This is a genomic window from Bacillus badius NBRC 15713, from assembly GCF_001591605.1.
GTDB lineage: Bacteria > Bacillota > Bacilli > Bacillales > Domibacillaceae > Pseudobacillus > Pseudobacillus badius.
Genome location: NZ_BCVF01000007.1, coordinates 96,382 through 108,657, shown reverse-complemented (window position 1 = coordinate 108,657; position 12,276 = coordinate 96,382). Strand labels below are relative to the sequence as shown.

The following is a 12,276-nucleotide window of genomic DNA, read 5'->3' as shown; positions in this document are numbered from 1 at the left end:
TGACCGCAAGCCAGCCTCTGTTTTCCTATTTTCTTTTAACTGCTAAAAGGAACAGGAGAATCGTTAGGCCGGCACCAACTAACGCATAAATGATCGCGGCATACATGTCCACAAAAAGAACGATTTGCTCCCATGATTCCCCAAATAAAGCCCCGGCATAAACAAGAAGAAGATTCCACACAAAGGTGCCGATCGTGGTGAAAAGCAAAAAAAGCGAAAACCTCATTCGCGCCATGCCGGCCGGAATGGAAATCAAGCTGCGCAAGAACGGGATGACCCGGCAGACGAGAACGGTCCAGTACCCATAATCATTGAACCAATGATCCGCTTTATAAATATCTTTTTTGTTGAGGTGGAGAACATGTCCCCAGCGGTCAATGACCTTTTCAAGCCGTCCGACATCAAGCAGGTTGCCCGCTTTATATAAGATAACGGCTCCGGTAATCGATCCGCCTGTTGCTGCCAGGACGACACCGGGAACGGTCAGTGTTGAAAAGGTGGTCATGGTGCCTCCAAAAGTAAGGATAACTTCAGAAGGAATCGGCGGAAAGATGTTTTCGATAGCAATCAACAGAAAAATACCGATATAGCCAAATTGCTCCATCATCTCAATCATCCAGCTTTGCATACAAGCATTCACCCCGGTAAAGTTTTTGGCTGCTGTTTTACTATGATATGAGAGAGGGAGTGGAGAAAGTCGCTTTTAAATTATTAAACAGGTTTTTTTAGGAAGCGGTCCAGTTTTTATTCAAGAAGGATAGGCAAACAGTTTTTTAGAATCGCAGAAACTGTATGAGCACTTCCAAACGGATCAATATCATGCGTTTGGAAGTGCTCATGTACCCTGGCTTAGCTATTTAACTTTTCATAGATGGCCCGCAGCTGCCGGCGCTCTTCGGGCGTTAATTTTTCAAACAGCTTCTTTCGCAATTCTTGTCCTTCTTTGTGTGCTCTATGAAGCATTTCATGGCCAAGTTCTGTAATTTCAAGATAAAGAATTCGCCGGTCATTTTCATCAGCAAGACGTACGGCCAGCTTTTTAGAAATAAGCTTTTCCGATAAGTGTGTTAGAGATGGCGGGGTCAAGCCGAGTGCTTTGGCAATATCAGAAGGGCGGCTTTTGCCATGTTCATATAAGTGACTTAATACTAAAATGTGAGAAACGCCTAGATTTTCATTAAACGTTCGATTCCACTGGATAATTAATTTATTGGTGACTTGATCCATGGCATGTAAAAGTTCAAAAATTGATTCTTGTTCCATAAAATCCCTGCTTTCTATCCTGCGGTTCTTAGTTGATTATAACAAAAAATAAAGCTAACCCGAGAAGTTATTTGATTGGAGCTTCCGGGCTAGCTTTTTGATTGATAGGATGGGTTAAAGTATAAAAATCTATGAGAGGCGGACAACCGCCGACATGGTTATTGGGCAGAAAAACCGCCATCAATAACAAGCTCTGCACCAGTGACGAAAGACGATTCATCAGAGGCTAAGTATACAGCAGCATTTGCAATATCTTCAGGCTGCCCTAAGCGCTGCAGCGGAGTAGCTGCTACCATTTGTTCTACGTAGCTTTTCGTAGATTCGAGGCCCTTGGTCATCGGTGTTTCGATAATCCCAGGGAAAAGTGCGTTGACGCGAATGCCAAGCCGTCCGTATTGAGTAGCTGCCGCCTTGGAGATGGCGCGCACAGATCCTTTCGAAGCAGAATATGGATTGAATCCCATTCCAATTTGGGCTGTAAAAGAAGAAATATTGACGATTGATCCTTGTTTTTGTTCGGCCATGTAAGGAACGACGTGTCTGATTCCAAGAAATGGACCAAAGCCATTGATGGAAAGCATTTTTTGCCAGTCCTCAATAGTCACTTCTTCAGGCGGTTTTTCCGAGGAAATCCCGGCGTTATTGACAAGAATATCAATTTTGCCGAATTTTTCTTTTACCGTTTTTAATAGCTGTTTCCAGTCTTCATCAGAAGCAACGTTTAATTTCATGCCATGGACGTTGTCAACCTTGCTTATTTCAGCTAGCGCTGCTTCGTTAATGTCAGCGGCAATGACTGTTGCTCCTTCTTCACTGAAACGGTGTACCATGCGCTCGCCGATTCCAGAAGCGCCCCCTGTAATAATAGCTACTTTATTTTCTAATCGTTTCATTCTAACGTCCCCCTATTAACGTAGTTTAACGGAACCGCCGTCAACCATAATTGTTTGTCCGGTAATGTAATCTGAGTCAGCGCTTGCCAGAAATACAGCTGTCCGTCCAATGTCCTGTTCCGGATCGCCGAGTCGGCGAAGCGGAATTTTTTCAACCATTTGATCATACGCTTCTTCGTTATGAGCCCGCCAATGTTCCATGCCAGGTGTGAGAGCAATTGGAGAGATAACGTTGACATTAATGCCGTCTACGCCCCATTCGTTCGCTGCCACGCGTGAAATGGCACGGATCGCTTCTTTGGCTGCTGCATAAGAAGCCTGGGTTACTTGTCCCTCAAGACCTGCTCCTGATGCAAAGTTAATCACTTTCCCTTTTGTTTTCTTCAGTTCCGGATAGCAGGCTTGCATGAAATGGAATGTTGGATAAAAGCCTGTTCCAAAAGAGAGATCAAGGTGCTCCATCGTTGTTTCAATAAAAGGTACGTTTCTTGATGCGTGAGCGTTGTTGATTAATATATCGATTTTACCGAAATGTTTAACTGTATCATTAACAATTGATTCAATATTTTCTTTTACAGAAATATCCTTTATGAAAAGCAGGCCTTCCTTCAGTTGGTTGACCTCTTCTAAAACTTTCTGTCCATTTTCTTCATTTACATCTACGATCACGACATGTGCGCCCTCTTTTGCCAAGGCGAGTGACATGCCGTGCCCGATGCCGCCAGCACCGCCAGTTACGATCGCTACTTTTCCTTCCAGCTTCATCGTTTTCCCTCATTTCCAAATAGTATTTAGAAGCCTAAGTATTTTACATTTAAATAATACAACAAAAAGAAAGTGGGAACAAGATAATTGCTCACAGGAAAGAGAAAGTCAGGGCCTGTACGGCCGCTGACTTATTTATCTTCTTCCGTGTACACGTCTTCCTTATGAATGTCTGTTTCTTCTGCCATCTCTGCGGAAAACGCCGGGTCCCGCTCAATGTAGCTTCTATCCTGACCAGCAGTAAATACGCTTCTCATTAGATAAAAGTGGAAAAGAACTTCTGCAGAGGCGATGACAGCTGCTGTCCAGAAGCTGGCCCACCCAAGCGAAATATTTTCATTAATCACGGCACTTCCGATGATCCAAATTCCAATGTATGCTAAGCCGAAATCCGCAGCGACGGCTGTCATATTGCCATAACGCGGCAGGACAAATAAATCACCGAGGATATAGGCAGCGATAGTTAGAAGAATACTGATCGTCAGAATTTCTCCAAAGTCAATGCCGTAGAATGCACCCATAATGACCCATACAGCTGCTGTTACGACGACAAATTTGATCAGTAGCGCTTTTACATGTTCCATGTATCTAACCTCCTTGTAAAAATAGTTTGATGCTCAAGCAAAAAATTATTCTTTCCTTATACAAACACTTCCCGGAGTCCATAAACAAACAACAGGCGGAGCTGCTCCTGCAAGAGAGATCCGCCTGTTGCTTATATTTTTTGCGAGAGAGCTGTGTTGGCGATAGCCACATCGTTTTGCAACAGTCTGTTTAAATCGTAAGAAGGGTAATACCCTTTTTTGTACATATAATTGTAAATAGCGGTGTGGGATTCGATCGCTCCATTCAGCTGTTTGACGAGCACAGCACGCAGCGCAGGGGTAGCCGTTTCCGTAATGGCAATGGCTAAATTACGCACCGCTGTTTTTAAAAAAGCGAGCAGGTCACCAGCATAAAACGGCAGTTCATCGACACGCAGGTTTTCTTCCCGCTGCATGTGCGGAGCCATCCTGTAAAAGCGGAGCAACTCCTGGATATTCCCGGTCAGGCTGTGAATGGCTTGCTGATAAATCTTTTTCAGCTCTGGATCAGTGATCTTAGGATAGGTTTTCTTCAACTTCATTAATCCGAGGGATTGAAAGACGGTCAGCTCATGCAGTTCCATCGTTTCATGCCAGGCTAAATGGCGATGTTCATTCATCAAAGGATCTCCTCCTGTTATCGCAGTCCTGCTATTATATGCCTTGGATTTGGTTAAGGAATTTGTCTGCTTTTACTTGTATAAATAAAAATCCGCCGCAGCATACTAACGGCGTACCACTCAACTACAGGAGGGATTTACTTTGATGAATCAAAACGAACAGACTCATACGAACATGCATACAGGTGCTGTGTCGCCGCAAATGAATCACGGAGCTCACGAGGTGCTTGATGTTCATGAAGTCTTATCCGGTGCGGTAGGTACGATGAATGAATACATGATGCTTCGTTCTCACGTGAAAGATCAGGAGCTGCTCGATATTCTTGACCGTCAGTATCAGTTCATGCAGCAGGAATACAATACCACGCTGGATTGTTTCCAATCTGGCCAAGATCCGGCTGTCCCGACCCAAAGCTATAAAATGCAGCAGGATAATGACTTTATCTATGGTTTAACACCAACACAGCCAAAAAAACCGATGCAATCTACATCTGAGATTAACGATGCGTTCGTATCAGGAGCGATGCTTGGGGCAGTGAAGTCCACTGCTTCCATGAAAACAATGGCAGCTTTGGAATCAACAAATCCAGTTGTGCGCCGCGTGTTGGCTGATTCGATCCCGAACTGTATTGAGATGGCGTACGAGCTTTCCATTTACCAAAACAAACATCATTATTACCAAGTACCGCAATTTGCCCAGCAGGACATGCAGCAAATAATGCAGTCATATGCACCGGCAACTGGCACACCAGGAAATATGTCAGCTCATTAAAAGAGAGAGCGCCATCTCGATCAGGAGATGGCGCTTTATGCTTTCTAGAAAACGGTTTTTCTCCTCGTCTTACTCCTTCCGCTTGAAATATATTCATTAGTCAGCAGAGCCGTGTATAATGGAAAGACTCTGTTCATTAGCATATAGAGAAAATAAAGAAAGAGGTGAATGGCTTGTCATCATTTATACAATTAGGAGTAAACCCAGCATGGGCCGGCAAATTAAAGGAAAAGAGCATAGAATCGCCCACCCCTGTGCAAGAAAAAGCAATTCCGCTTTTGATGAAGGGAGAAGACGTTATTGCCCAGGCAAAAACAGGAACAGGAAAGACGTTTGCCTTTTTACTGCCAATGCTTGAAAAAATAACAGAAGAAAAGCAGGAGGTTCAGGGATTGATCGTCACGCCAACGCGAGAGCTTGCGCTGCAAATAACCGAAGAGCTGAGAGGCCTGTTGGAAGCAGAGAGCGGCATACATGTGCTGGCAGCTTATGGAGGCCAAGATGTAGAGCAGCAAATTCGACGGCTTGATAAACAAGTTCATATTGTGGTCGCCACGCCTGGGCGGCTTCTTGATCATGTGCGCCGCGGAACGATTGATTTAACTGGAGTGTCAATGCTCGTGCTTGATGAAGCGGATCAAATGCTTCACATCGGCTTTTTAGATGAAGTGGAGGCCATTATAAAGGAAACTCCTTTTACGAGACAGACAGCTTTGTTTTCAGCAACCATGCCAAAAAACGTCCGCCAGCTGGCAAAAAAATATATGAAAAACCCGCAGTCAGTACATATCAAGAGCAAAGAGGTGACAGTCGAGCAAACGAAGCAATTTGCAGTTGAAACGACGGATCGCCGTAAGCAGCTGGCGCTTTGTGAGGTAATTGATGAGGTGCAGCCGTTTTTAGGCATTATTTTTTGCCGGACAAAACGCCGTGTCAGCAAGCTGTGCGATGAGTTAAAGGCGAAAGGCTACAACATTGATGAACTGCACGGGGACTTGTCACAGGCAAAGCGGGAACGGGTAATGAAAAGATTTCGCGAAGCGGAGCTGCATCTGCTGGCTGCAACAGATGTCGCCTCCCGTGGACTCGATGTGGAAGGAGTCACCCACGTATTCAACTATGATATTCCTCATGATATGGAGAGCTATATTCATCGGATCGGGCGCACGGGGAGAGCCGGCGAAGAGGGAGTGGCGTATACCTTTGCGGCTTTGAAGGATAAAGAATTTCTCCGCCTCATCGAAAAAGAGCTGGGCCGGCCGCTTGAACGGAAAACCGTTGTGAATGGCGTTTCATCCGCGGAAGATCAACAAGAGCGGGAAGGCCGTGAACGGCTGAAGCCGGAAAGAACGTCGGCAAGAAGACCAATGAAAAAGAAAAGAAAATGAAACAAGGGGCTGGCCCAAATGGTCATGAAACATGACTTTTGGGCCAGCCCCTCTTTTTAGTTATATTAAAGTTCCTTTGTCTGCTTGCTTTTTGTGCGGAACGGATACCACCAATTCCAATCGCCAAGCAGCTTCATCAAGCTCGGCACAAGCAGCAGGCGAATAATAGTGGCATCAATCGCGATGGCAAGGGCGATGCCGATGCCAATCTGCTTAACAGGCACGACACCAGTAAAGGCAAATGCTCCGGTAATGACAATCATAATGAGGGCAGCAGCCGTAATCACCTTGCTCGTATTAGCCAGGCCCTCCACAGTAGAATAAGTGTTATCTCCCGTTTCCAGGTAGTATTCACGGATGCGGGAAATTAAAAAGACTTCATAATCCATGCTCAAGCCAAAGACAAGACTAAAGACGAGCACAGGCAAGAGCAGAGAAATGTCCATCTCATGAAGGCCAAAGTGGCCGCCTTGGAATAGCCAGACGAGAATGCCGAATGTGGAGGTAAGTCCAAGCACATTCATTAAAATGGCTTTGAGCGGAATAATAATCGAACGGAAGGCGAACATTAGAATCACAAACGTTGATAACAAAATGATCGCGAGAATCACACCGATTTTATCAAAAATTTCATCATAAATTTCTTGGTTGAATTTTGGATGCCCACCAAACTGAATCGAGACAGGCCAGTTTTTATCGCTCCATTGGCGGGCCAGCGTTTGGGCAGCGTCCGAATTCGCTTCCACATCTAAATGAATCGGGATCATCAGCTTTTCCCCGCGCACGAATGGCTTGATGGCCGGCCGAAGCTGTTCCTTCATTTGCGGCTGTTTTAGGGCGGCCGCCAGCTGCTCCGGTTCTTTTATATTGCTGGCAGAAAAAACAGTATCCACTTCATTCACATGTTTTTCAGAGAGAAAGGAAGCAGTGAGCTTCTTCATTTGTTCTAATCCGGCTTCGGTAAGCCAGCCATCTTTTCGTTCAGCAATCGCATAAATGGTGCTTTTGTTTTCTCCCATAAATTCCTGTTCGATTTTTTCATAAGCGATCCGCGAATCAAAGGTTTTCGGCAAAGCGTCGGCCGTTGGAATGGCGAGCTTCATGTCCTTGACAGGGAGAACCCCGGCAATCAAAATGGCGATCGCTGCAATGGTAATTAATACAGGCCGCTTCATTACAGCAGCCGCAAATGCCCGCCAGCGTCCGCTGGTGTCTTTATCTGTACGCAGGAGCCGCCATTTATAAATCCGCTTATCCAGCACATATAGAAGGGCTGGAAGCAATGTAAGAGATCCAAGCACAGCGATGGCAATAACTACCATTCCGCCGATGGCTACATTTTTAAAAATATCAATATCGATCAGCAGCATGGAACCAAGGCCGATAAATACACAGACAGCGGAGAAAAGAATCGAATGGCCGGCTGTCATAATGGTCGTGATTAAGGCATCTGTCTTTGGTTGTTTTTGAAACTCTTCTTTATAGCGGTTGATAAATAAAAGCGAAAAGTCAATCGACAAAGCCAAGCCAACCATCGGCGCGATGTTTAAAATGAAAATTGCGAGATCTACTTCCTTGCCGATCAAGGCAAGCAACCCAAAACCAATGACGATAGTAATCCCGCCAACAATCAATGGCAGAACAGAAGCCGTAACGGTGCCAAAGGCAAGCAAAAGCACGAGCAAGGCAACCGGAAGGCCAATGAGCTCTGCTTGTTTCAAATCATTTTGGCTCGCTTCGTTAATATCTTCCGAAATGACAGGCTGCCCTGTTAGTTTGATTCCTTCCTTGCCTTTGATTTGCTGTTTTAAATCATCAATCACAGCTGCTGCATCGTCCGCTTTATCATCAATGTGTATAAGACCGTAAGCGGTATCTGCTTTCAAAAGCGATGGGTTGTTTAAAGGAGACTCAATGGCAGAAACAGCCTCTAAGCTGTCGGCTTTAGCGAGCGTTTGGCCGATGGTTTCTTTAAAGTCTGCTTCTGATTGGCTTTTCTCTTTTTCAAACAGCATCATAATAGTGGATTCCGGGAAATCAAAGGTGCTCGTCAGCTCTTTTTCAACTTGTTCATATTCTCCGTCCATCCGAAATCCATCGCCTTCAAGCAGAGAAGGCAGCTTAAGGGCGAACATGCCCATAATCACTGCGGCTGCCAGCCACAACACAAGAATGGCTTTATGAAAACGGACGAGGAAAGAAGCAATTGTCTTCATGGTGAATCGTCCTCCTAATTTTTTTTCATACATATAATCATACGATACTGCCTTTCATTTTTGAAATGAAAAATCATTGCCGGCACATAAGACGGAGCGTTCGGGTGAAACTATATTTGTGTGCTAAGACACACAAGCAATCGATAAGTCAGGGGGATGAATATGGGAATTTTAAGCGGAAATCCGAAAAATGAGCCGATGCATTACGGAGAAGTAATGAGCGTATGGTCTTCCTTATTTGCAGCAAATGGCATGATCGACAGTTACCAGACATTGCTAAATCATGCAGGGGATAAACAACTGAAAGAGCTCATAGAAGAGTCCATCCAGCAAGCACAGATGGAAGCAGAGCAGCTTGCCCAGCTATTGAAAGCGAATGGCATTGGACTTCCTCCGGGCCCGATGGAGCGGCCGCTGGCGGATGTTAACAGCATTCCTGATGGTGCCCGTTTCCAAGACCATGAGATATCCACTCTCATCTCCAGCAATATCGCAGCGGGATTGGCTGCCTGCAGCCAGGTGATTGGCCAATGTATCCGCGAAGATATTGCAGCGATGTTTTTGCAATTTCATAACCAGAAAGCGGCATTGGGCGGCCGGTTTCTTCAGCTGAATAAAAATAACGGCTGGCTTGTGCCTCCGCCGCTGCATCACGGCGAACCGGTTGTGATGGGCTAAAGAAGTGCAGGGGACTGTCCAATACGGCTTTAAAATAAAAACAGGTAGAGAAAAAGCTGGATCTTTCTCCGCTGATTGAGGTGAAGAGGGCGGCTCAAAAAGTCATGTGTCATGACTTGTGGGTCGCTCTTATTTTTAGTGAACGGCAAAAAGCCGAACAGGGGAGTGTTAACTTGTTAATTACCAGAATTGCCAATTAGCTATTGACAATGATAAGCATTATCATTTAACATTGTTAATGAGAATGAATATCAGTTAACGGAGAAAGCGAGCAATGAACATTCGTGACTGCTTTTGTTGAAATATACGAGCAGCGTTCGTCCATTTTAATGGAGAGCTTGTTCCACAATTAATAAGGCTTATTTTTTTACTCCTTATTGATAATGAGTTTCATTTTCGTTTTTTTCTTCTGAACTGACAGCTTTTATGTAGGGAATGTGGTTATGAAAAAAAGATACTTAGTGATGGCGCTGATCGTTTTGTCCATTGGTTCTTTATTTATTGGAGTGACGCATATTTCTCCGCTTCATTTGTTTAATCTGACAGATGATCAAACGCAGATTGTATGGAAAAGCCGGATTCCGCGTCTTGTCAGCATTATTATTGCCGGAATGAGCCTGAGCATCAGCGGCCTGATCATGCAGCAATTAAGCAGAAACCGGTTTGTTTCACCGACTACAGCAGGAACGCTTGATTCTGCCCGGCTTGGGATTTTAGTCTCGCTTATTTTATTTACAGCCGCAAGCCCGATTGAAAAGATGGTGGTTGCATTCCTTTTTGCACTGGCCGGCACCTTTTTATTTATGAAAATCCTGGATAAGATCAAATTTAAAGATACGGTGTTTATTCCGCTTGTTGGATTAATGTTCGGGAATATTTTAACATCGATTGCTACTTTCTTTGCTTATAAATATGATTTGATCCAGAACATGGCCGCCTGGCTGCAAGGGGATTTCTCCATGGTGATCTCTGGACGATACGAATTGCTTTATATTAGTATCCCGCTTTTAGTCATTGCATACATATATGCGGAACGCTTTACCTTGGCCGGCATGGGGGAGGATTTCGCCATGAATCTCGGCTTGAATTATAAGCGTGTCGTCAATATCGGCCTCGTTATCGTAGCCTTGTCCGCTACATTAGTCGTATTAACGGTCGGCATGATTCCTTTCTTAGGATTAATCATTCCGAATATCGTTTCGATTTATCAGGGAGACCATTTGAAAAAGAGTTTATCTCACACCGCGCTGCTTGGAGCAGTTTTTGTTCTGTTTTGCGACATCATTGGCCGTGTGATCATTTATCCATATGAGATTCCGATCGGACTGACTGTCGGGGTCATCGGCAGCGGCATCTTTTTATATTTGCTGATGAGGAGAAAGGCGTATGAGTAATGGGAAAAAACTGATCCTCCTGTCGGCAATGGCTGTCCTGTTGATTCTTGTCTTTTTGTTCACTGGACTGGGAAACAACTGGGATTATGCTTTGCCGCGCAGAGGAATGAAGATTTTCGCTATTGTTTTGACTGGAGCGGCGATTGCCTTTTCCACATTGGTGTTCCAGACCATCACCAATAACCGGATTTTAACGCCGAGCATTTTGGGCTTGGATTCGCTTTACATGCTCATCCAGACAGTGTTAATTTTCGTATTCGGCTCCGCCAACTTAACTTTAATGAACAAGCAGTTGAACTTTGTGATTTCAGTGATCCTGATGGTGGTGTTTGCCGGCATTCTCTATAAGATCCTGTTTAAGCGCGAAGGGGAGAATATTTATTTTCTTTTATTGGTTGGCTTGATTTTTGGCACGTTCTTTCAAAGCTTTACATCTTTTATGCAAGTGCTCATTGATCCGAATGAATTTCAAATCATTCAGGACCGAATGTTTGCCAGCTTCAATAATGTTCAGACTGACGTTTTGACGATTGCGGTCATTGTGCTCGCGTTCACATCCCTTTATTTTATTCGCTTTATGAAATACTTGGATGTCCTGTCACTTGGCAAAGAGCAGGCGATCAACCTTGGTGTGGATTATGATTATACGGTTAAGCGCTTGCTGATCGTCGTTGCTGTTCTCATTTCTGTATCAACCGCGCTGGTAGGCCCGATTACCTTTCTTGGACTGCTCGTCGTGAACGTGGCTTACGAAATGTTTCGGACGTTTAAGCATTCCTATTTATTGGCCGGTTCGATCTTAATTAGTATTATCGCTCTTGTCGGCGGTCAGCTGATCGTTGAACGGGTGTTTACATTCAGTACGACACTGAGCGTCATCATTAACTTTGTCGGTGGCATCTACTTTATCTACTTATTATTAAAGGAGAATAAAAAATGGTAGAGGTTAAAAATGTATCAAAAAGATATGGAAACAAGGCTGTGATTGACCAGGTTTCCGTATCAATTCCGAAAGGGAAGATTACTTCTTTTATCGGGCCGAATGGGGCAGGGAAAAGCACCCTTCTATCCATGATTAGCCGGCTGATTGCTAAAGACGATGGAGAGATATTGATTGACGGAGAGCATGTTAACCAGGCGAAAAGCAAAGAGCTGGCTAAGAAAGTGGCGATTTTAAAACAATCTAACCATCTAAATCTGCGCTTAACCATTCGCGAGCTGGTTTCCTTCGGACGCTTTCCTTATTCTCAGGGGAAATTGTCCCGGGAAGACTGGAAGCATGTAGATGAAGCCATTCGCTACATGGAGCTTGGCGACATTCAAAATAAGTATATTGATCAGCTAAGCGGCGGTCAGCGCCAGCGGGCATTTATTGCCATGGTCATCGCCCAGGATACAGAATATGTGCTGTTGGACGAGCCTTTGAATAACCTTGATATGAAGCATTCGGTGCAAATTATGAAAGTACTGCGCCGCCTGGTCAATGAACTTGGAAAAACAGTCGTGATTGTGATCCATGATATTAACTTCGCTTCCTGTTATTCCGATTACATCGTTGCGCTAAAGGACGGAAAGGTTGCCAAAGAAGGTACGGTTGATGAAATGATGGAGTGTCAGGTTTTAAAGGAGATTTATGAAATTGATATGAAAATTGAAACAGTCAATAATGAAAAAATTTGTGTGTATTTTAAGTGAAAAGCAGA

The 12,276-nt window shown here is 44.4% G+C and carries 13 protein-coding genes; 6 read left to right on the top strand and 7 right to left on the bottom strand.

Features of this window, described 5'->3' with window-relative positions; translation table 11 throughout:
• Nucleotides 1-25: 25 nt before the first annotated feature.
• The 6 genes from BBA02S_RS05815 to BBA02S_RS05790 all read right to left on the bottom strand — a co-directional run bounded on the left by BBA02S_RS05815 (nucleotide 26) and on the right by BBA02S_RS05790 (nucleotide 4,125).
• Nucleotides 26-628, bottom strand: coding sequence for a DedA family protein (locus BBA02S_RS05815; protein WP_041094737.1), 603 nt, complete (start codon nucleotides 626-628; stop codon nucleotides 26-28).
• Between the two features lie 221 nt (nucleotides 629-849).
• A complete protein-coding gene (locus BBA02S_RS05810) occupies nucleotides 850-1,263 on the bottom strand; it encodes a MarR family winged helix-turn-helix transcriptional regulator (RefSeq protein WP_041094735.1) in 414 nt (137 codons plus the stop codon).
• 158 nt (nucleotides 1,264-1,421) lie between these two features.
• A complete protein-coding gene (locus tag BBA02S_RS05805; RefSeq protein WP_041094733.1) occupies nucleotides 1,422-2,156 on the bottom strand; it encodes an SDR family NAD(P)-dependent oxidoreductase in 735 nt (244 codons plus the stop codon).
• Nucleotides 2,157-2,171: 15 nt separating this feature from the next.
• Nucleotides 2,172-2,921, bottom strand: a complete 750-nt coding sequence (locus tag BBA02S_RS05800; RefSeq protein WP_041094730.1) for an SDR family NAD(P)-dependent oxidoreductase — start codon at nucleotides 2,919-2,921, stop codon at nucleotides 2,172-2,174.
• Nucleotides 2,922-3,052: 131 nt separating this feature from the next.
• The gene (locus BBA02S_RS05795; protein WP_041094728.1) at nucleotides 3,053-3,505 is read right to left on the bottom strand and encodes a YndM family protein; all 453 of its coding nucleotides are present in this window, start codon (nucleotides 3,503-3,505) and stop codon (nucleotides 3,053-3,055) included.
• 131 nt (nucleotides 3,506-3,636) lie between these two features.
• Nucleotides 3,637-4,125 carry a spore coat protein gene (locus BBA02S_RS05790; protein WP_041094726.1) on the bottom strand — a complete coding sequence of 163 codons (489 nt, stop codon included), beginning with the start codon at nucleotides 4,123-4,125 and terminating at the stop codon, nucleotides 3,637-3,639.
• A 142-nt stretch (nucleotides 4,126-4,267) separates the two neighbouring features.
• Here BBA02S_RS05790 and BBA02S_RS05785 point away from each other — a divergent pair, with 142 nt between their 5' ends.
• Nucleotides 4,268-4,897 carry a spore coat protein gene (locus BBA02S_RS05785; protein ID WP_087903742.1) on the top strand — a complete coding sequence of 210 codons (630 nt, stop codon included), beginning with the start codon at nucleotides 4,268-4,270 and terminating at the stop codon, nucleotides 4,895-4,897.
• A gap of 173 nt (nucleotides 4,898-5,070) precedes the next feature.
• Nucleotides 5,071-6,285 carry a DEAD/DEAH box helicase gene (locus BBA02S_RS05780; RefSeq protein ID WP_041094722.1) on the top strand — a complete coding sequence of 405 codons (1,215 nt, stop codon included), beginning with the start codon at nucleotides 5,071-5,073 and terminating at the stop codon, nucleotides 6,283-6,285.
• A gap of 65 nt (nucleotides 6,286-6,350) precedes the next feature.
• Here the strand turns inward: BBA02S_RS05780 and BBA02S_RS05775 are convergent, their stop codons facing one another.
• The gene (locus BBA02S_RS05775; protein ID WP_041113464.1) at nucleotides 6,351-8,501 is read right to left on the bottom strand and encodes an MMPL family transporter; all 2,151 of its coding nucleotides are present in this window, start codon (nucleotides 8,499-8,501) and stop codon (nucleotides 6,351-6,353) included.
• Nucleotides 8,502-8,663: 162 nt separating this feature from the next.
• On the opposite strand from BBA02S_RS05775, the gene BBA02S_RS05770 reads away from it, so the two are divergent.
• The 4 genes from BBA02S_RS05770 to BBA02S_RS05755 all read left to right on the top strand — a co-directional run bounded on the left by BBA02S_RS05770 (nucleotide 8,664) and on the right by BBA02S_RS05755 (nucleotide 12,268).
• A complete protein-coding gene (locus BBA02S_RS05770) occupies nucleotides 8,664-9,179 on the top strand; it encodes a DUF3231 family protein (protein WP_041113465.1) in 516 nt (171 codons plus the stop codon).
• A gap of 443 nt (nucleotides 9,180-9,622) precedes the next feature.
• Nucleotides 9,623-10,573 (top strand): ABC transporter permease, encoded by a 951-nt coding sequence (locus BBA02S_RS05765; protein ID WP_041094716.1) that lies wholly within the window; start codon nucleotides 9,623-9,625, stop codon nucleotides 10,571-10,573.
• Nucleotides 10,566-11,516: an iron chelate uptake ABC transporter family permease subunit gene (locus BBA02S_RS05760; protein ID WP_041094714.1), complete on the top strand. Its 951-nt coding sequence runs from the start codon at nucleotides 10,566-10,568 to the stop codon at nucleotides 11,514-11,516. The genes BBA02S_RS05765 and BBA02S_RS05760 overlap by 8 nt, the downstream gene beginning before the upstream one ends.
• Nucleotides 11,510-12,268 (top strand): iron ABC transporter ATP-binding protein, encoded by a 759-nt coding sequence (locus BBA02S_RS05755; protein ID WP_041094711.1) that lies wholly within the window; start codon nucleotides 11,510-11,512, stop codon nucleotides 12,266-12,268. The genes BBA02S_RS05760 and BBA02S_RS05755 overlap by 7 nt, the downstream gene beginning before the upstream one ends.
• Nucleotides 12,269-12,276: the final 8 nt, after the last annotated feature.